Origin of the sequence: Kamptonema formosum PCC 6407 (assembly GCF_000332155.1) — a bacterium.
Lineage (GTDB): Bacteria > Cyanobacteriota > Cyanobacteriia > Cyanobacteriales > Microcoleaceae > Kamptonema > Kamptonema formosum.
The window spans coordinates 1,527,410-1,545,615 of record NZ_KB235904.1; the positions used below are offsets into that span (position 1 = coordinate 1,527,410).

The window sequence follows — 18,206 nt, forward strand, 5'->3', positions numbered from 1 at the left end:
AAATCATGCAAATTACGATCGACCTTCCCGATAACTTGCCCCTGACTGAAGCTGATGTGCGGAGAGAACTCGCGATCGTACTTTATCAGCAGCACAACCTCCATATTCATAATAATGCTAGGGCGATCGCGCAACCTCTGGTAGTAGGATTAGTGTGTGATGGGTCATACTGACTAAAATCTTAACGTAGAGTTCGGCTAACAGTGCGATCGCTACCGATCTAGTCACCTTCCCGATTAAGATAATTGAGAAATATGTTCAAAATTATTACCAATTATTGACGACGCAGGGCTATTATTAAAACAATCCGTAAAAATATTACATTAAAAATTATTAATGGTTTAATGCTTGATATAGTATGAGGGAAAACAGGGACAAAATAACGATTGCTCTTCAATCGAAACTCCTGACCTCCAATTTTTTACTTTCGTTACGTTCTAATACCAAGTACAACAAATGAGAGAACTTGACCAAAAGAAAACCATTGAACTGCTAATTTCCATTATGGAGTGTGAACTAGCTGGTGTCGTTCGCTATACTCACTATGCACTGATGGTAACAGGGCCCAACCGCATTCCCATTGTACAGTTTTTTCAGGGACAAGCAACTGAATCTTTGCTCCACGCTCAACAGGTAGGAGAAATTCTTACAGGTTTAGAGGGGCATCCTAGCCAGAAAATTGCTCCCATTGAAGAAACCTATAAGCACTCGATTAGAGACCTTTTAGAGGAGAGTCTAAACCATGAGAAAAAAGCGCTGAGTATCTACAAGGATTTGCTCGAAGTTGTAGAAGATGCCAGCGTTTATTTAGAAGAATTTACCCGAACTCTAATTGGTCAAGAAGAACTGCATCAGGTTGAACTAAAAAAGATGTTGCGGGATTTTAGTTGATTGTTAATGGTTAACTGTTAATTGTTAACTGTTAACCGTTAACTGTGTTAGTGGTTAGTTGCCCTTAAAAAGATACTGACCGCTAACAACCAACAAATAACAAATAACAAAAATAATGAATTTTAGTGAAGCTATACCAACATTTTTAATTACTCTGCGCGAAGGAGTCGAAGCAGCCTTAGTAGTCGGAATTGTACTTGCTTGCTTGCAAAAAGCTCAGCAAAGTTATCTCAATTCTTGGGTGTATAGCGGTGTGGGAGTAGGAATTGCTGCTAGTGGTTTAGTGGGAGTATTATTCAGTTTTTTATTACAAGTAGTTTCTAACTCCGATCGACCTTATACTCCCGTCATGAAGCAATTGCTAGAAGCTAGCTTTGGTGCAATTGCGATCGCGATGCTGAGTTGGATGCTAATTTGGATGACTCAACAAGCACGATTTCTGAAATCTGAAGTGGAAGGTGCAGTGACAACAGTTTTAAAACAAGATAGTAATGCTGGTTGGGGAATATTTACTTTAATTTTTATTGCTGTCCTCCGCGAAGGTTTTGAAACTGTTTTATTTATCACTGCCAAATTTCAACAAGGCTTAGTTCCAGCTTTTGGCGCTTTAGCAGGTTTAGTGATGGCTGTAGTTATAGGCGTGCTCTTGTTCAAATTGGGAGTTAAAATTAATCTCCGCCAGTTTTTCCAAGTTATGGGAATTTTCTTACTCTTTATTGTAGCAGGTTTGGTAGTATCAATGGTAGGACATTTAGACAAGGCTGTTAATGCTTATGCCCAGATTCAAAATAATGCTGAAGTCCTGTGTTTCTATTCAAATCGGATGGCTGAAGTTCACTCCTGTATTTTAGGGCCGATGGTTTGGAATGCAACTCATATCTTGCCGGATGGTCAATTTCCTGGTATCCTGTTGAAAACTCTGTTTGGATATAGAGAGCGACTCTATCTCGTACAAGCAGTGAGTTATGTCTTATTTTTGCTCGGTGTCGGTGGTTTCTATCTGCAAAACTTAGCTGTAGCATCAGAAAATAAGACGCAGTTACCTAAAGCCCAAAGTTAGCTCATTTGTAAGACAAATCTAATCACTCTAGCTGTAAGTAGACAAATGAAATCCATAACCGTCAAACAATTATTTTCTCATCCTATTAAGGGGCTAACACCCTATGAGTGCGATCGCATATTGTTGACAGAGGGACATGGTATTAAGGGCGATCGAGCTTTTGCTTTGATGTTTACAGATAGTATTAAGGCAGGTGAAATGCCTGTGCTAGAAAATATTCCTTGGATGAGTAAGAAACATTTTGCTGTTCAAAATGACTGGCCTCTTTTAGCAGCATTAAAATGTCACTATCAACCAGAAACAGGGATTTTGACAGTAAAACGGGAAGGCGTTACAGTGTTGGAAGCAGAAACAAAAACAACAAATGGGCGCGATCGTATTGGCAGCTTTTTCACTGAATATATTAGTAAGCTTGAACCAACTAAAGAAGCGCGTCATCCAACACGATCGCCTTTACTTTTAGTAGGCGATAGCAGCGGTGAAACCCGCTACCCAGATCGCGAACCCGTGCATATTTCCATATTAAGTCAAGCAACTCTAGATAATTTAAGCGAAGTTGCGGGAAATTTTGTTGATGTTCGTCGCTTTCGCCCTAATATTGTTATCGATGGGGTTCCAGCTTGGGAAGAATTTAACTGGATGGGTAAGGAATTTCAATTAGGATCGGCGCGAATTTTAGTAAGTGCAAAAATTGGTCGTTGTCCTAATATTGAAGTCGATCCTGATACGGGAAATCGCGATTTACCTCTTTTATCTTTGCTACAACAGCAGTTTGGTCACGCACAAACTGGAGTTTTAGCAAAAATTATAACTAGCGGCGATGTAGAGATTGGTAGCTTGTTAACGGTTAACAGTTAACGGTAATCCATCAGTCTGTCAGGGATTAAAACCCCTAGCGGATTGGCGGGTTTCAGCTTAAGTTGACACGCTTTAGTCAATATTTTTAGAGCAAACCAGGAGTTTATTTATGGATATTCTCGGAACTATAGTTGGTGGTATTGCCAAAATAGCCAGTAGAGTCGCCCCCGCATTAATGGGAGTGAATCAAAGCCTTGCCATCAGCAACCAAATGGCATTTATAGCAAACTTTCAAAAAGGAGACAGTGACGCTAAAGAATTAACAATTAAACGCATGGAATTTGATGCTAAAATGGAAATGATGCGTCAAACAGTGAGAGCTAAGGAACGTCAAGAAGATAAAGAATTTAGTTTAGCTCTCAAATCCATAGAAGCGGAAACCCTCCTCAGACAAGAAAAAATGCGTCAAGCATTTCAATCCCTAGAAGCAGAAAAACAAAGGGAATTTACCCAAGCGATCGAAAAATTTAAAGCAGAAGTACAAATTGCTCTCCAAGCTGATAGTATCGCCTTTCAACGTTGGAAAACTGAAAGCGATCGCCAATTTGCCCTAGAAATTCGCTTTCTTGATGCTCAAATTACCCGACAACGAGATAAACAAAACCGTGATGATGCTAAACGCGATCGCAATAGCCCCGTTTTTGCCGTAGCTGATGACATCATTCAAACCGTTCACAATCGCCCAGAAATGCCTCTTACCGTCTTCTTTTCACCCCCAGTATTGCGTTACGATCCCCTACCCAATGCCACTACCCAAAGTCAATTTCCCATGATGGAATCCACCATTTCTGGAGCATTACGGGAACTGTTCAAACGATATACCTTGAATCAACGTCCCGTCAAATTTATGGCTGGGGAATGGGTGACAAAAAATCGTCGTGCTGAGTCTGCGGTTAATCAAATCTTTAGCGAACTGTCTTCTATTCCTGTCATAGTTTTGGAAACGGAAGTCGAAGAATCTTTTTTCAATATGAATATCGGTTTCTGGAATAATGATTTTGATGATGCCCGTTTTGAAACCGTTGTCCGTAAACTGCGTTGGCAAGATGCTATAGGGGAAATTTCCCAAACATTATTCCCACAATGGCAAGAGCAAGGGCGAGAAGTACAAACCGACTTTGAGAAAGCCGAATTTAGTCGCCGCAATCGGGAAGCCTTCACTCACTATATGGAAATTCTCCACTGTATTCATGTGGGGATGGTGACAGATGAATATTTCTTGATCTATGCTCCCCAACGTCAATTACCTCTTTTACCCTCATTATTACCTGATTTATTTGATGAAGCTAATCTTTCCGATCGAGAGCGTCTCTCTTTAACCACAGCCGTAATTAACTACTGTAATGCTCTATTTGATGGTTTGGAGCAATTTGAACCCGCCGCGATGCTGGAATTGCGCCTAGCTTGGGCTAAAATTTTGCAGTCTGTACCCTCACGCTATGGTTTTAGTAACCAGGTACAAGCTGTTATGCAAACTTGGTTAAAACAACGAGGTATTAACTCTAGTACCGATACCATTACTGACATTGGTAAAATGCTCCTGCCTGAAGATGCGACCTTTGTCGAATCTCTCAATGCTTGTTTACAAGTTTTAGGAGAATCCCATTTTCTAAATATTTCTTTGTCCTGTTTTCAGCGCGGCATGGAACATTTACAGGCGCAACATTATGACTTAGCTCGTCTTGATTTTGACCGCACTATTTCCATCAATCCCCACGCAGATGCTTACTATCAAAGTGCCGTAGCCTGTTATGGATTACAAGACTATGCTAGTGCTGTTGCCGATTTGGATAAAGCTACAGCCCTCCAACCCCATCGTGCTGAATATTACGATTTACGGGGTGATGCTTACCTGAAATTAAACAACTATGAAATCGCCCTGGCTAACTATAATCAAGCGGTGACATTAGGGCACCTCAGTAATAAACGAGATGCTTTGCAACGGCAATGGAATGATATTCGCCGTAAAGAAGAGGAAGAGCGTAAACTTCGCGAGGCGGAAACTGCCCGTAAACGTGCTGAGGAAGAAGAGCGTAAACTTCGTGAGGCGGAAACTGCCCGTAAACGTGCTGAGGAAGAAGAGCGTAAACTTCGTGAGGCGGAAGCTGCCCGTAAACGTGCTGAGGAAGAAGAGCGTAAACTTCGCGAGGCGGAAACTGCTCGTAAATGTGCTGAGGAAGAAGAGCGTCGTCGTGCCTTGATTTTACCTTTGCCAAACAATCAAACTATAGAATTGGTTTCGATTCCCGCTGGGGTATTAAAAATGGAGGGAGAACACACCGTAAATATCTCTGAGTTTCGGATGGGAAAATATCCCATTACCCAAGACCAATATCAGGCTGTCATGGGTAAAAATCCTTCTAAGTTCTCAGGTAGTGCGAAGGAAAATCACCCTGTGGAGAATGTTAATTGGCATCAGGCTTTGGAATTTTGTCAAAAACTCACCGAACACTTGAAAAAACAAGGTTTTACGCTCAAAATTTGCCTGCCTAGTGAAACTCAATGGGAATATGTTTGTCGTGCAGGTACAACGACAAAATACTGGTTTGGTGACAGTGACAGCGAGTTACAAAAACACACTTGGTATAACGATAATTCGGGTCGCCATACCCATTCCGTTAAGGAAAAAGAGGATACCCATACGAACCCTTGGGGTTTGGTGGATATGCACGGTAACGTTTGGGAATGGTGCGATGATAACTGGACAAGCACTGTCTCAAAGCTACCTAAAGATGGTAGTCCCTATTTTAATGGTTCTCAAGACCGCAAGGCACTGCGTGGGGCCGCTTGGTTCAACCATAGTTGTGCTTCTGGCCGTCGCGGCCACAATTTCGCGCATAATGTCGGCAACGACGGTTTTCGTGTAGTATGCGTGTAGCAGCAGAACTCCTGAAGATCGGAACTGATGAAAGGGGTTTTATTGGGGGTATAAAAAGGAGTTTAGACTTATTCCAGTGATGGCAACATCCGAAAATAAAACCAGATAAAGTAGCTTAGTAAGTAATACTGAAAGGTCGCTTTATTTTCAAATTTTAATTGTTTTTACCATAAATTATATCATGTCCGGTTGATTGACCATAATACCTGACCGGGGCGGGTTTTCTATATCTATTGTTTGTGTTGAATATCAAGGTGAACCCGCCCCTACAGAAATTGCTGTTAATTGAGCGGACATGATATTATACCAATTCTGAGAAGCACAGCTAGATTATATCAAAAAAATAGAAACAAATGGCATTAGTAATTGCGGGAGAACGCAGCGGTACAGGGAAGACAACGATCGCGATCGCCATTTTAGCATTTTTAATCCGTCGTAGTTTAAAAGTTCAATCTTTTAAGGTTGGCCCGGATTATATCGATCCCATGTTTCACTCGTCGATTACAGGCCGTCCTTGTCGCAATTTAGACCCAGTAATTACTTCTGAATCTTACGTGCGACAATGCTTTACCCGTCACAGTCAAGACGCAGAATTTGCCTTAGTTGAAGGAGTGATGGGATTATTTGATGGGGTTCCTCGAAGGAAGAAGGAAGAAGGAAGAAGGAAGAAGGAAGAAGAACAAGATAATTTGATTTCTTTTGGTTCAACTGCTCATGTCGCGCGATTACTGGATTTGCCAGTATTGTTAGTTATAGATTGTAGCAGTTTGTCTGGTTCTGTGGCTGCGATCGCGCACGGATATCGTAGTTTCGATCCAAAACTGAAGTTCGCTGGCGTTGTATTAAATCGAGTTGGTAGCGATCGCCATTTAGAACTACTCAAAGATGCTCTAGAACCTCTAAGTTTACCCGTTTTAGGCGTTTTGCGCCGTCAAGACAATATCACTATCCCAGATCGGCACTTGGGTTTAGTCCCTACTGAAGAATTGAGTAATCTTAATTCCTTGGTTGATAAAATGGCTGATTTAGCTGCTGTTTGCTTTGACTGGAAGCAACTTTTACCTCTGTTAGCTGCACCCACAAATTTGGGGGATGAGGGGTCTGAGCAACTTTTATATATGCACAGTCTCCCTACTGTCAATGTAACTTCTTCGCCAGAATTTGTCAAGGGGGGAAAGCAAAAAAAATTGGTGCGAATTGGAGTTGCTCGCGATCGCGCTTTTAGCTTCTATTATCAGGACAATTTAGACTTACTACAAGAACTTGGTGCTGAATTAGTGTTCTGGAGTCCTCTAACAGATAATCAACTTCCCGATAACATCCAAGGATTATATTTTGGCGGCGGTTTCCCCGAAGTTTTTGCCCAAGAATTGAGCAATAATTTGCAAGTTCGCGATGCTGTCAAAGCTGCTACTGTTGCTGGAATGCCAACTTATGCCGAGTGCGGTGGCTTAATGTATTTGTGCAATTCTATTGTAGATTTTGACGGCAATTCTTGGCAAATGGTAGGGATTTTGCCGACATCAGCGGTAATGGGGAAAAAGTTAACATTGGGATATCAGGAAGCAATTGCTTTACAAGCAAGTCCGCTGTTATCTACAGGGATGAAAGTTTGCGGACACGAGTTCCATCGATCGTCTTTAACCATAGAACCTAATATGCCTCTTTATCAAATGTGGCGTTATGGTAAGTTCGGAGAAAGTGCGGCGGTTGCTGAAGGATGGCAAGTTTATCAAGTTCACGCTTCTTATCTCCATCTTCATTGGGGAGGAAACAGAGATATTCCAGCACATTTTTTAGAGCAGTGTTCTAATTTCAATATGGGTAAAATTTACCGTTGATTTATTATGAATTGACAAAATAAGATGTGGATAATGAACCTGCTAAAAGCTCAAGCCAGGTTTTTTATTTGACAAACAACATCTAAAGGTGTTAGAATTATGAACCAAGCTCCTATTCCCGATCAAACTCCAAGAAATTTGCAAGAGCAACTGCTCATAGAAGATGCTAAAGCTGGCAATTGCAGAGCAATTATAGGCGGGCCAGACGATATGCTAGGGGATGCGTCTAGGCTTGTGGCAATTTACGGTGGTAATCCTGAAGATTGGTATAAAATGACCAGTAATCAAGCTGTGATGATTAATGGAGCATCGGTACAAGTACACTGGTTTCAAAATAGTCAAGTTCAGCAACAAGTTGAACTCAAGTTTAAGCGACAATACCCTAAAACAGCACCCAAGAATTTGTAGGTAGTAAGGTTATGAAAGTTAGGTGTATAGCGAATACAGGTGAATTTCTTCCTGGCAATTATCTCGATCCGGCAAGAGGTTACACAAGAGAGCTTGAGTTGCCTTTGACTGTGGGTAAGGAATATATTGTTTATGCTATGCGAGAATGGCAAGGAATTTTTTGGTACTATATCTGCGATGATAACTACAGCTATTATCCTATTCAAACTCCTGCACCATTATTTGAGGTTGTTGATAACAGAGTCTCTAAGTATTGGCGTTTGATGTTTTACCCGAATGGTGTGTTAAGAATAGCTTTTGAACAATGGTTTGCCGATCCTGATTTTTACGATAAACTGACGGATCAGGAAGAAGCAGAAGTTTTGATTTTCGAGAAGGTTAAAGAGTTGATGGATGCTGAGGCTTTATCTTTGCCTTCTCTGGATATAACTGAGGAGCAGATGGATCAGAATGTGCGGGAAATTGTTAATGTGTAAATGGGATAAAGAGCGGTTATCGCTAGACTGGTTCGCTACTTTACTTGACTAGCGAGACAAAAAAATGCTAATGTTGTGATGCTGAGGCAAGCCCCACTTAATTATGAGTGAAGAATTTTACCGCTTAATGAGTGATGATGTTTTGTTGTTTGATGCAGATACCTTTACAGGAGGGAAATTCAAGGAGTTAATAAAAACAGAATTTTTCTCTCGTTTTTTGGAGTGGTATAAATATACATCAGCATATAGAGTTAAATCTGATTTATGTAGTTTATCATTTCCGCCTGTTTCGTTGCGTTTTAACGATATTCACTTGAAATCTGTACCGATAGAGTGTAAGCTTTTGAAAGTTGGTGGAGTTCAAGGGTGGGAAGAAGGTAAAATCAGAATATCAACTTCTATACAAGAGCCAGAAAAAAACAAAGCTGTTATTCAAATTGATTTAGAATTCTTTCCAGACAAGCCAGATGAATCTCTATCTATCTTAGATGAATTGGATGAAATCAGACAATCCGAGGAATACAAAAAATTAAGTAACCCCGAAGTAAAAGAGGATAACTAAACCATGAATAATATAGAAGAATACGTCGATCGCACAGCCGAACTAATCCAACTACCGTTAAACCCCGAACACCGTCCCGGTACGATCGCTAATTTTGAAAGAATAACCGCGATCGCACAAATTGTTACAGAATTTAGCTTACCAGAGGAAATAGAATCTGCACCAGTGTTTGAGCCTTGATTTTTTAACCGCAGATGAGCCCAGATATGTCAAACCCAGATGATGCCGTCGCTACAGCAGAAGCCATTAAAACCGGTAAAATCACAGCTAAAGCAGTCGTAACAGCCGCTTTAGAACGCATTACCGCTAAGGATAAAACCCTCAACTGTTTTACTACTGTCACCGCTGATACAGCCTTAGCTGATGCTGATAAAATCGATAAAGCAATCGCACTCCATCAAAACCCTGGCCCCTTAGCAGGCGTACCCTTCGCCGTTAAAAACCTCTTCGACATCGCCGGAGTCACCACCCTCGCCGGCGCTAAAATTAACCAGGAAACCCCTCCAGCCACCAGCGACGCAACCCTTGTTACCAGACTCAAACAAGCAGGCGCGATACTCGTAGGCGCTCAAAATATGGACGAGTACGCCTACGGCTTCGTCACCGAAAACAGCCACTATGGCCCCACCCGCAACCCCCACGATACCACCCGCGTCGCTGGCGGTTCCAGTGGTGGTTCCGCCGCAGCCGTCGCTGGAGGTTTAGTACCCCTCAGTCTGGGTTCAGATACCAACGGTTCCATCCGCGTACCCTCTGCTCTCTGTGGTATCTTTGGCTTAAAGCCTACTTATGGCCGTTTGTCAAGGGCCGGCGCATACCCCTTTGTGGGAAGCTTAGATCATGTCGGGCCTTTTGCGCGATCGGTTAGAGATATTGCTGCGGTTTATGATATATTACAAGGCAGCGATCCGGCAGATCCCGTTTGTACCAACCGCCCCCCAGAATTATGCTTGCCCCAATTAAGCCGGGGAATTGAAGGCTTAAGAATTGCTGTTGCTGATGGCTATTTTGCCCAAGGTGCGGAACCAGAGGCCTTAGCAGCCGTTGAAACCGTTGCCCGTGCTTTAAATTGTACGGCTACAGTGACTATACCAGAAGCTCACCGGGCTAGGGCTGCGGCGTTTGTAATTACGGCCTGTGAAGGGGCAAATTTGCATTTAGCGAATTTGCGATCGCGCCCCCAAGACTTCGATCCCGCCACTCGCGATCGCTTCCTCGCAGGCGCACTCATCCCTGCTACTTGGTACATTCAAGCACAGCGTTTCAGACAATGGTATCGCGATCGCGTCCGTGAAATCTTCCAGAATGTTGACATCATTTTAGCGCCAGCAACCCCCATTTGCGCTCCACCCATCGGCCTTGAAAAGATGACAATAGCAGGTGAAGAAGTGGTAATTCGCCCCAATTTGGGTATATTTACTCAACCTCTCTCATTTATTGGTTTGCCGATCGCCTCAGTACCCATCCAGCGGCCTAATGCTTTGCCATTAGGGGTACAAATTATTGCCGCACCTTACAATGAAGCTCTTATCCTGCGAGTCGCTGCGATGTTAGAATCTGAAGGAATCGTCAGCAGTAAAATTTAACAATTAAATTAAGCTTCTTAAAATTAACAAAATTAATATAGCAACCTTCTTAGCAGTTAGGGTAACTCAAGCGTGTTACCTCTGGTTCATAATCCCTTACTTCGTCAAGCTTTTCCCTCTTCCCTCTTCCCTCTTCCCTAGCCCCTAGCCCCTAGCCCCTCTTCCATCTTCCCTAGCCCTATTTGGTTCCCAGGTTCTACCTGGGAACGCAAGTCTATGGCTTTTAGCCTCTATGCTCTTTTGCCATCCAGCGAGTTCTAGAATTAGTTGGAACGCTGAAAACGTCTCTTAGGCCGTCTGGCGATCGCTTTACGCTTGCGCTTTTCCAGGGGAGTCTCAAAGTGACGGTGCTTTCTCATGTCTGGAAAAATGCCCGCTTTGGAAACTTGCCGCTTAAATCGACGGAGGGCTGACTCAATCCCTTCATTTTCGCCTATTACAACTTGTGTCATTCTATATCCTCAATACACTGACTCAATTATTAATTTACGCTAAATTGGCTTCATTAAACAGTTGCGATCGCGCGTGAAAGAGGACAGACCCCACATCTGTCCTCTTTGACTAACTTAGATAGACTGAAAATTTCAGTCCCCAATCTTAGAAGCGGCGAGAAGAGCGATTGTTGTTACCCCAGCCACCACCGCCAGAGGAACGGCGGTCTTCGCGAGGCTTAGCCTTGTTCACCTTCAAGTCGCGACCCATCCACTCAGCGCCATCAAGAGCTGCGATCGCAGCCGCTTCTTCCGCTTCGCTGGCCATTTCCACGAATCCGAAACCACGCATCCGTCCAGTTTCCCGGTCTACGGGCAACTGCACGCGACTTACGGTGCCGTACTCGGCAAATACCTCGGTCAGGTCTTCTGACGTGACTTGGTAGGAAAGATTACCTACGTAAATAGACATTGATGAACTTCTCCAGAATCAGAGGTTGTAGAGATTTAGATTCGGAGAGACGCCTGTACATAAATACAAACACACTACGCAACCGAACTCAATCCTTAGACTACGACTATAACACAAAAAAATTGAAATGAACTAGCTCTAAATCATAAAATTTCATTAATTAATATTAAGCTTTTTCCCAAAAGTCAATTTTTTTCTCCCCAATTTTAATTTTTAATTTTTAATTTTTAATTGTACTTCCCACTACCGTACCCCAAAAATAAGTCTCAAAGGGTTTTTGGGCAAGATCGACACGCATTTTTTTAGCCCAAGTGTAAATATCGAAACCAATCCGGCCGCGATCGCCCTTGCTAAAATTTGCTTGCAGTTATTTTGTCTCGATTGCTGTCCATATCGGAAGACTCAAAACTTCCCACTAATTACACCCTTAACCCTTAATTCCTCTCTACTTACTAGCGCTTCATAATAATCAGGCTGAATTTCTAAAGCCACACCATAAGAACTAATCGCATCTTGAAACCGCTGCAATTTTTGCAGAACATCACCCCGTTTTAACCAAGCTTCGCAGTTGTCCGGTTTGAGTTGAATCACTTTATCAAAAGCAGCGATCGCCTCTTGACATCTTTCCAATTTTGCTAAATTCTTACCACGCTGCAACCAGACTTGATAGTTATCTGGCCAGATTGCAATTCCTTGGTTGTAAGCAATCAAAGCATCTTCATAGCGTTGCATTAAGGCTAAGGCATTTCCCCGCTTCAACCAAGCTTCAAAATTATCTGGCTGAAGGAGAAGTACCTGGTCATAAGCAGCGATCGCTTCTGCATAACGTTCCAACTTTTCTAAGGCCGCACCCCGCTGAAACCCCACCTTAGAAGAAATATCCAACTCTGAAGTCATGGCAATCACTTTATCAAAACAGGCGATCGCTTCTTCGTAGCGATGCAACTTTTCCAAAGCCTCACCCCTGTAGTTCCAAGCTTCTAAGAAATCGCCTTTCAGTTGCAGGGCATTACTATAAGCAATAATCGCTTCTCTGTAATGTTCCATTCCTGCTAAAGCTAAACCTCTTCCCAGCCAAGCTTCGGGGAAATTCGGATTGAGTTGAGTTGCCTTATCAAAGGAAGCGATCGCTCCTTCCCAGTGTCCCGCCTCCGATAGAACTTGACCGAAACCGATCCACAATTCGGGAAAATTGGGATTAATTTTAATCGCCTGATTTAAAGTTGCGATCGCCGCATCCGGTCGCAAATGCTTAAGCGCCATACCTTTATAAAACCAGGCTTCGCTGTCTCCCGGCTGCAATTGAATCACGCGATCGTAAGAATTCACCGCTTCTGCGTATCGGTGCAATTTCTCCAAAGCAATTCCGCGATTAAACCAAGCTTGATAATTTTCTGGTTGCAGTTGCACCGCTCGATCGTAAGAACTCACAGACTCAGCGTACCGCAGCGCTTTCATTAACGCCAAACCTCTGTAAAACCAAGCTTCAGCGTTACCAGGCTGGAGTTTAACTACTCGCTCAAAAGCAGCCACAGCCTCAGCATAGCGATCGCCGTGCAGCAGCGTACAGCCTTGGCGATACCAGATTGTAGGTAAATTTGGCTTAATTTCGATCGCTTTTCTATAGCAAGCAGCCGCTGTTTGGTACTGATGCAATTCCTCTAGAGCTCGTCCCCGGTAGTGCCACGCTTCATAATTTTGCGGTTGAATTTGAGTTGCTTGCTCGAAAGAAACTAGAGCTTCTTGATATTGGTGCAAGCTCAACAAAGCGCTCCCTCGCAACACCCAAGCCTTATAGCTTTCTGGTTTAATACCAATGGCGCGATCGCAGCAAACAACAACAACATCATACCGATGCAATTTCCTCAGCACCGTAGCTAGCTGCAACCAAGCCTGACACCAGTCCGGTTTAACTTCAACCGCTTTCTCGTAATGATGCACCGCCGCTTCATACCTTCCCAAACCATAGAGCCTATTACCTTGGCTGTACTCTGGGAACGCTGTAAAAATGCTCAAAGCTCCAGACAGCGACATAGGAGGAGATTTAGAACTAGATGAGCTATCAGTGGCAGAAGTTGGCGATGTCATATTACAACCCAGAATTTACAACTTTTTTAGCTTTTAATTTTTAATTTTTAATTTTTAATTTAATTATTTGCCCCAGCCCAATTCTACAGCAAACTACAGCCCTAAGAAAGCTCATCTATTTAGAAACTTTATGTCTTTCTTCTAAAATTCCGTAGTTTCACTATGGAACATTTAGGGTAATCTGCGTCAGAATCTTAGAGGTACACAATAAAGTACGACAAAAAACCATACCTGAGCTTAAAACTCAAGTACCCATTCCCAGACAAGTCAATTTAATCGAGACACTACAAATCCGGTATCGCTAAGCGACACCCTGTAGATACTCAACACAGAGTGCTTTGCACCTCGTTGCAAGAAAGGAAAAAGAGAAGTATGAATGTGTCCGAATATACCATATCTGACCGAATTGTAGCAATACCGGTATGGATTCCTAAAGAGGAAAGCGCTGTTAATCTCCCCACAACTGCCCAGCCGCAACCCTGCGATCCTCTGCGCCCCCTGCGTCAATGGCTTGACAGCATAGAAGTTAAAAGCCCCAAATTGGCTCACAGACTGTGCAAGCTAATTCCAGCGCAGTGTCCATTTGAGCGCACTGTCAAGCTTTTTGGTCGTCAACTGTTTCACATCCCCCCCTTATGCAAGCTCAACCCGCTTTACGATGAATTGGTTGCTCTGCGTTTTCGAGCTTTGTGCTATTTGGCGGATGTGTGTGGCGAAGATGTGACGCGCTATTGCTAAATACCTGTTAACTGTTAACTGTTAACTGTTAACTGTTAATTGTTAATTGTAAGGTGGGCGATCGCCCACCTTACCTTTAATTGGTAACTAGACCTTTTGCAAAAGTCGATCGATCTCATTCCCAGTTATAGCTTTATTCTCTCATCTTCCCAGGCTTGTTTCTCGATCGCTAATTCCCAGTTTCTCCTTGTTTACTCAGTTTTAAGTTTATGTTGACGGCTGTATGCCATGCCGTTTTTTATATAAATATTGCTGGTGGTAGTCTTCAGCTAACCAAAACTCATTTGCTGGTTGAATTTTTGTCACAATTTGGTTATCATATCTCCCGGAGAGTTGGAGCTTCCGTTTAGAAGCAATCGCAGCTTGCTCTTGTTCTAGATTGCGATAGAAAATAACAGAACGGTACTGTTCTCCTCTGTCTGGCCCTTGCCGATTTAACTGCGTCGGATCGTGGCAATTCCAAAATACCTCTAGGAGTTGCTCATAACTAACAACACTACAGTCAAATTCCACCTCTACCGCTTCAGCATGACCCGTAACTCTAGCACAAACGTCCAAATAGCAAGGATTTGACCAGTGTCCTCCCGTATATCCCACACAAGTCGAAGCGACACCCTTGATATCGCGAAAAGTTTCTTCAACACCCCAGAAACAACCAGCGGCAAATGTTGCTTTTTCTAGCATGATTTTCTCTTTACACTTTGATTGCTTTCTGCCTTGGGCCTTACCCAACTATGCTGACCAAAACTTGACCATAACTCCCATAATATCACCCATTTGCATGAAGCCAACGTGCTATAAATACTGCAAAATTGAATCTTAAACCAAAAATAAACATTAGAGCAATACTGCTCTGAGGCTCATAAATACTAATGCAACTCCACTCTAGTTCAGGTAGATGGCGTTTAGGTCTGACCTTATCGCTTTTAACTGCATCGCTCTGGGGCGTTTTGCCCATTGCTTTAAAGGTAACGCTACAAGCCCTAGATGTTTATACCGTTACTTGGTTTCGTTTTCTAGTATCCTTTGGACTATTAGCCTTATATTTAGCCGCCCGCCAGCAATTACCAGACTTGCAAAAATTGCGGGCAACAAATATGGGATTGATGGCAATCGCAATTGTATTTCTATCAGCTAACTACCTGCTATTTCTAATCGGATTATCCCAAACTTCACCTGCTAACACTCAAGTTTTAATTCAATTAGCTCCCGTGATGATGGGATTGGGAGCCTTAGTTATTTTTAAAGAACGTTATACTCTACATCAATGGATTGGTTTAGGAGTATTAACCCTCGGTTTTTCACTCTTCTTTCACGAGCAATTAACCAATTTAATTTCAGCACAAAGTCAATATCTAATTGGCAGCGGTATAGTCGTAATTGCAGCCGCAGTGTGGGCTGTTTATGCCCTAGCTCAAAAGCAACTTCTGCAAAAATTACCCTCTGCAAGTATTATGCTCATTCTCTACGGAGGCTGTGCTATATTATTCACTCCCTTTGCTGCACCCCAATTATTGCTTACACTCAGCCCTTTACATTGGGGAATGCTACTTTTTTGTGCATTAAATACTCTAATTGCTTACGGAGCTTTTGCAGAAGCAATGGATCACTGGGAAGCCTCACGAGTGAGTGCAGTGCTGGCTTTAACACCTTTAGTTACGCTGTTTTCAGTCTGGAATATTTCGGCTATTTTTCCTACTCTAATCGCACCGGAACAGCTCACAATTCTTGCAGTTGTAGGCGCAATTTTAGTCGTCGGGGGATCGATGACAATCGCGATGGGAAAGTCGCGGTAAATCAAACAAGATGAGTACAGAAATACTACTAAATCTGTGCAAAGAAACCGGATTTTTAGGAAATATTTAAGATTATTAACTAGATATTTACAAATAAACCCGGTTTCTGACCTCAAACTTCGTAAGTTCTGACTACTATATTTACAAGATGCCAAATTAATGATATGATTTTATTAGTTCTACATCAAAGCTAACTTAATTAATTCATGCAAAAAACGGAAACAGGATCGTCATTACTCAATAAAGTGCTTGTAATTATTATATCCTTGCTAGTGGTAACTGCGATCGCGCTCCCGACAACACTCGCCATTTCTGGAGAAAATACAATGTTTGCTGGAAAAAGACCTACTAACCTGGGAGTAAAGTCAGGACAACTTGCACCTTGTCCCAATTCTCCTAACTGTGTCAGCAGTTTCAGTCAAGATAACGAACATAAAATTGCACCTTTGGCATACACTTCTACCTCTACAGATGCAATTGCTAACCTCAAAAAATCAATTCTATCTTTACCAAAAACTAAAATTATCACCGAAACCAATAATTACCTATATGCAGAATTTACTAGCGCTTTAATGGGATTTGTTGATGATGTTGAATTCTTACTAGATGATGAAGAGGCAAAGGTAATCCAAGTCCGTTCAGCTTCCCGTTTAGGAGAGTCTGATTTAGGAGTTAACCGGAAAAGAATAGAAACCCTGAGAGCCAAACTCAACCAACTTTTAACCTAAATTAAGGTAAAATTTGTAGTAGTAAAGTTAGCAACTTCTTTGAAGATGACCAGCACTATCTCCGAAATCAAAGTAAAAACGATCGCAGGCGAAGACAAGCAACTAGGCGAGTACGCTGGTAAGGTACTCTTGATAGTGAACCTTGCTTCCAAATGCGGCTACACCCCTCAATACGCTGGGTTAGAGCAGTTAAACCAGAAATATCAGGCGGCGGGACTGCGAATTTTAGGATTTCCTTGCAATGACTATGGAGCACAAGAACCTGGTACGAACTCAGAAATTGTCCAATTTTGTACTATCAATTATGGTGTAACTTTTGACCTATTTGACAAAGTACACGCCAAAGGTTCTGAGCAGCATCCTCTTTACGCTCAGCTTACCAAAGCGGTCGAACCAAAAGGGGAAGTTTCATGGAATTTTGAGAAATTCTTAGTCAACAAGCAGGGAGAAGTAGTTGCCAGATTTCGCAGCAGCGTGACTCCCGACTCGCCGGAATTAATCGCGGCCATTGAGCGGGAATTAGCTAAATAGTTTTTGGGTTAATTGTTAACTGTTAATTGTTAATTGTTAGTTAACTATTAACGGTTAACTGTATTTCTAGTTAGAGATTAATCAAATGGAAAATACTGCTTCGTTAGACTTAATAGTGGGTTTGGTTGCATTCGTCATTCTGATAAGTGCGCTCGTTATGTTGTTCCAGGGGATTGCATCTTTCCCTAAACAAAAATAGAAATACCAGACAAACTCTCGCAAATTAAACCCAATTTAAAATCTCAAATTTTAAACTAATAATGATGCAATCTACTCAAACTTCTCCCACAGTTATGCTAGTTCCCGGCAACTTACGGCGGGTACATCACATCGCTTTAAATGTCCACGATATGAAAGCATCCCGCCATTTTTACGGCACAATTTTGGGTCTGCACGAGCTCACAGGCGAAGAGGTTCCTGCAACTTTGCAAGAGTTAGTTGCTGCGGGAAAAGTAGCCAATTTTATTACCTCCGACGGTACTGTTATCGATCTATTTTGGGAACCGGAACTCAAACCGCCAGATCCAAATCCGCAGCAAGCTTTTACCCGTGCCAATCATTTAGCCTTTGACATCGATCCCCAATTATTTGACAGTGCAGTGGAAGTGCTATATTTACATAAAGTTTGCATAGATAGCGGCCCAGTTAGTCGTCCTACAGGACGCGGAATCTACTTCTACGATCCTGATGGATTTATAATAGAAATTAGGTGCGATCCATAGGAAGAAATAGGGGCTAGGGGCTAGAATGCTCAGGGCTAGGGAAAGAGAGGGGGAGCAGGGGAGCTCTTGAGCGGGGGAGATAGGGAGATGGGGGATATGGGGAAGATGGTAATTAGCTATTAGCCATTAGCTATTAGCCA

Annotated in this window: 20 protein-coding genes; 16 read left to right on the forward strand and 4 right to left on the reverse strand. The window is 42.5% G+C overall.

What is annotated here, in order from left to right:
• Nucleotides 1–5 precede the first annotated feature (5 nt).
• From OSCIL6407_RS36350 to OSCIL6407_RS0123685, 11 genes are all read left to right on the forward strand, one after another.
• Nucleotides 6–173 carry a hypothetical protein gene (locus OSCIL6407_RS36350; RefSeq protein ID WP_007353862.1) on the forward strand — a complete coding sequence of 56 codons (168 nt, stop codon included), beginning with the start codon at nt 6–8 and terminating at the stop codon, nt 171–173.
• 283 nt (nt 174–456) lie between these two features.
• Nucleotides 457–891 (forward strand): ferritin-like domain-containing protein, encoded by a 435-nt coding sequence (locus OSCIL6407_RS0123640; RefSeq protein WP_007353861.1) that lies wholly within the window; start codon nt 457–459, stop codon nt 889–891.
• A gap of 115 nt (nt 892–1,006) precedes the next feature.
• Nucleotides 1,007–1,951 carry an FTR1 family iron permease gene (locus tag OSCIL6407_RS0123645; RefSeq protein WP_007353860.1) on the forward strand — a complete coding sequence of 315 codons (945 nt, stop codon included), beginning with the start codon at nt 1,007–1,009 and terminating at the stop codon, nt 1,949–1,951.
• Nucleotides 1,952–1,996: 45 nt separating this feature from the next.
• A complete protein-coding gene (locus OSCIL6407_RS0123650) occupies nt 1,997–2,809 on the forward strand; it encodes an MOSC domain-containing protein (protein ID WP_007353859.1) in 813 nt (270 codons plus the stop codon).
• 109 nt (nt 2,810–2,918) lie between these two features.
• Complete coding sequence (locus OSCIL6407_RS0123655) at nt 2,919–5,687, forward strand: SUMF1/EgtB/PvdO family nonheme iron enzyme (protein WP_007353858.1); 2,769 nt, start codon at nt 2,919–2,921, stop codon at nt 5,685–5,687.
• A gap of 353 nt (nt 5,688–6,040) precedes the next feature.
• Nucleotides 6,041–7,528, forward strand: a complete 1,488-nt coding sequence (locus OSCIL6407_RS0123660; protein ID WP_007353857.1) for a cobyrinate a,c-diamide synthase — start codon at nt 6,041–6,043, stop codon at nt 7,526–7,528.
• A 99-nt stretch (nt 7,529–7,627) separates the two neighbouring features.
• A complete protein-coding gene (locus OSCIL6407_RS0123665; protein ID WP_007353856.1) occupies nt 7,628–7,936 on the forward strand; it encodes a hypothetical protein in 309 nt (102 codons plus the stop codon).
• A gap of 11 nt (nt 7,937–7,947) precedes the next feature.
• On the forward strand, nt 7,948–8,412 hold the full coding sequence (locus OSCIL6407_RS0123670; RefSeq protein WP_007353855.1) for a hypothetical protein: 465 nt from the start codon (nt 7,948–7,950) through the stop codon (nt 8,410–8,412).
• Between the two features lie 103 nt (nt 8,413–8,515).
• Nucleotides 8,516–8,974, forward strand: coding sequence for a KGK domain-containing protein (locus OSCIL6407_RS0123675; protein ID WP_007353854.1), 459 nt, complete (start codon nt 8,516–8,518; stop codon nt 8,972–8,974).
• Between the two features lie 3 nt (nt 8,975–8,977).
• Entirely contained in the window at nt 8,978–9,154 is a 177-nt protein-coding gene (locus OSCIL6407_RS32890) for a DUF4089 domain-containing protein (protein ID WP_007353853.1), read from the forward strand.
• Nucleotides 9,155–9,180: 26 nt separating this feature from the next.
• Nucleotides 9,181–10,560, forward strand: a complete 1,380-nt coding sequence (locus OSCIL6407_RS0123685; RefSeq protein WP_019487747.1) for an AtzE family amidohydrolase — start codon at nt 9,181–9,183, stop codon at nt 10,558–10,560.
• A 263-nt stretch (nt 10,561–10,823) separates the two neighbouring features.
• On the opposite strand, the gene rpsU is transcribed toward OSCIL6407_RS0123685, so the two are convergent.
• The 3 genes from rpsU to OSCIL6407_RS0123700 form a co-directional block, all read right to left on the reverse strand.
• Nucleotides 10,824–11,012 (reverse strand): 30S ribosomal protein S21, encoded by a 189-nt coding sequence (rpsU, locus tag OSCIL6407_RS32895; protein ID WP_007353851.1) that lies wholly within the window; start codon nt 11,010–11,012, stop codon nt 10,824–10,826.
• 145 nt (nt 11,013–11,157) lie between these two features.
• Entirely contained in the window at nt 11,158–11,463 is a 306-nt protein-coding gene (locus OSCIL6407_RS0123695) for an RNA recognition motif domain-containing protein (RefSeq protein ID WP_007353850.1), read from the reverse strand.
• Nucleotides 11,464–11,865: 402 nt separating this feature from the next.
• On the reverse strand, nt 11,866–13,551 hold the full coding sequence (locus tag OSCIL6407_RS0123700) for a tetratricopeptide repeat protein (protein WP_007353848.1): 1,686 nt from the start codon (nt 13,549–13,551) through the stop codon (nt 11,866–11,868).
• A gap of 372 nt (nt 13,552–13,923) precedes the next feature.
• On the opposite strand from OSCIL6407_RS0123700, the gene OSCIL6407_RS0123705 reads away from it, so the two are divergent.
• Nucleotides 13,924–14,289, forward strand: coding sequence for a Mo-dependent nitrogenase C-terminal domain-containing protein (locus OSCIL6407_RS0123705; protein WP_007353846.1), 366 nt, complete (start codon nt 13,924–13,926; stop codon nt 14,287–14,289).
• A gap of 207 nt (nt 14,290–14,496) precedes the next feature.
• Here OSCIL6407_RS0123705 and msrA read toward each other — a convergent pair whose 3' ends face one another.
• Nucleotides 14,497–14,973 (reverse strand): peptide-methionine (S)-S-oxide reductase MsrA, encoded by a 477-nt coding sequence (gene msrA / locus OSCIL6407_RS0123710; RefSeq protein WP_007353845.1) that lies wholly within the window; start codon nt 14,971–14,973, stop codon nt 14,497–14,499.
• 188 nt (nt 14,974–15,161) lie between these two features.
• On the opposite strand from msrA, the gene OSCIL6407_RS0123715 reads away from it, so the two are divergent.
• The 4 genes from OSCIL6407_RS0123715 (at nt 15,162) to OSCIL6407_RS0123730 (ending at nt 18,066) form a co-directional block, all read left to right on the forward strand.
• Nucleotides 15,162–16,085, forward strand: a complete 924-nt coding sequence (locus OSCIL6407_RS0123715) for a DMT family transporter (protein WP_007353844.1) — start codon at nt 15,162–15,164, stop codon at nt 16,083–16,085.
• Nucleotides 16,086–16,291: 206 nt separating this feature from the next.
• Complete coding sequence (locus OSCIL6407_RS0123720; RefSeq protein ID WP_019487748.1) at nt 16,292–16,813, forward strand: DUF1499 domain-containing protein; 522 nt, start codon at nt 16,292–16,294, stop codon at nt 16,811–16,813.
• Between the two features lie 45 nt (nt 16,814–16,858).
• Complete coding sequence (locus OSCIL6407_RS0123725; protein ID WP_007353842.1) at nt 16,859–17,344, forward strand: glutathione peroxidase; 486 nt, start codon at nt 16,859–16,861, stop codon at nt 17,342–17,344.
• A gap of 263 nt (nt 17,345–17,607) precedes the next feature.
• On the forward strand, nt 17,608–18,066 hold the full coding sequence (locus OSCIL6407_RS0123730) for a VOC family protein (RefSeq protein WP_019487749.1): 459 nt from the start codon (nt 17,608–17,610) through the stop codon (nt 18,064–18,066).
• Nucleotides 18,067–18,206: the final 140 nt, after the last annotated feature.

What these genes read in the sequence shown, in the direction of transcription:
- OSCIL6407_RS0123730 (WP_019487749.1), top strand. Translation starts at nt 17,608, where the DNA reads ATGCAATCTACTCAAACTTCTCCCACAGTTATGCTAGTTCCCGGCAAC.
- OSCIL6407_RS0123640 (WP_007353861.1), top strand. Translation starts at nt 457, where the DNA reads ATGAGAGAACTTGACCAAAAGAAAACCATTGAACTGCTAATTTCCATT.
- OSCIL6407_RS0123655 (WP_007353858.1), top strand. Translation starts at nt 2,919, where the DNA reads ATGGATATTCTCGGAACTATAGTTGGTGGTATTGCCAAAATAGCCAGT.
- rpsU (WP_007353851.1), bottom strand. Translation starts at nt 11,012, where the DNA reads ATGACACAAGTTGTAATAGGCGAAAATGAAGGGATTGAGTCAGCCCTC.
- OSCIL6407_RS0123685 (WP_019487747.1), top strand. Translation starts at nt 9,181, where the DNA reads ATGTCAAACCCAGATGATGCCGTCGCTACAGCAGAAGCCATTAAAACC.
- OSCIL6407_RS0123665 (WP_007353856.1), top strand. Translation starts at nt 7,628, where the DNA reads ATGAACCAAGCTCCTATTCCCGATCAAACTCCAAGAAATTTGCAAGAG.
- OSCIL6407_RS0123650 (WP_007353859.1), top strand. Translation starts at nt 1,997, where the DNA reads ATGAAATCCATAACCGTCAAACAATTATTTTCTCATCCTATTAAGGGG.
- OSCIL6407_RS0123675 (WP_007353854.1), top strand. Translation starts at nt 8,516, where the DNA reads ATGAGTGAAGAATTTTACCGCTTAATGAGTGATGATGTTTTGTTGTTT.
- OSCIL6407_RS0123715 (WP_007353844.1), top strand. Translation starts at nt 15,162, where the DNA reads ATGCAACTCCACTCTAGTTCAGGTAGATGGCGTTTAGGTCTGACCTTA.
- OSCIL6407_RS0123705 (WP_007353846.1), top strand. Translation starts at nt 13,924, where the DNA reads ATGAATGTGTCCGAATATACCATATCTGACCGAATTGTAGCAATACCG.
- OSCIL6407_RS0123645 (WP_007353860.1), top strand. Translation starts at nt 1,007, where the DNA reads ATGAATTTTAGTGAAGCTATACCAACATTTTTAATTACTCTGCGCGAA.
- OSCIL6407_RS0123700 (WP_007353848.1), bottom strand. Translation starts at nt 13,551, where the DNA reads ATGACATCGCCAACTTCTGCCACTGATAGCTCATCTAGTTCTAAATCT.
- OSCIL6407_RS0123660 (WP_007353857.1), top strand. Translation starts at nt 6,041, where the DNA reads ATGGCATTAGTAATTGCGGGAGAACGCAGCGGTACAGGGAAGACAACG.
- OSCIL6407_RS0123720 (WP_019487748.1), top strand. Translation starts at nt 16,292, where the DNA reads ATGCAAAAAACGGAAACAGGATCGTCATTACTCAATAAAGTGCTTGTA.
- OSCIL6407_RS36350 (WP_007353862.1), top strand. Translation starts at nt 6, where the DNA reads ATGCAAATTACGATCGACCTTCCCGATAACTTGCCCCTGACTGAAGCT.
- OSCIL6407_RS0123670 (WP_007353855.1), top strand. Translation starts at nt 7,948, where the DNA reads ATGAAAGTTAGGTGTATAGCGAATACAGGTGAATTTCTTCCTGGCAAT.
- msrA (WP_007353845.1), bottom strand. Translation starts at nt 14,973, where the DNA reads ATGCTAGAAAAAGCAACATTTGCCGCTGGTTGTTTCTGGGGTGTTGAA.
- OSCIL6407_RS32890 (WP_007353853.1), top strand. Translation starts at nt 8,978, where the DNA reads ATGAATAATATAGAAGAATACGTCGATCGCACAGCCGAACTAATCCAA.
- OSCIL6407_RS0123725 (WP_007353842.1), top strand. Translation starts at nt 16,859, where the DNA reads ATGACCAGCACTATCTCCGAAATCAAAGTAAAAACGATCGCAGGCGAA.
- OSCIL6407_RS0123695 (WP_007353850.1), bottom strand. Translation starts at nt 11,463, where the DNA reads ATGTCTATTTACGTAGGTAATCTTTCCTACCAAGTCACGTCAGAAGAC.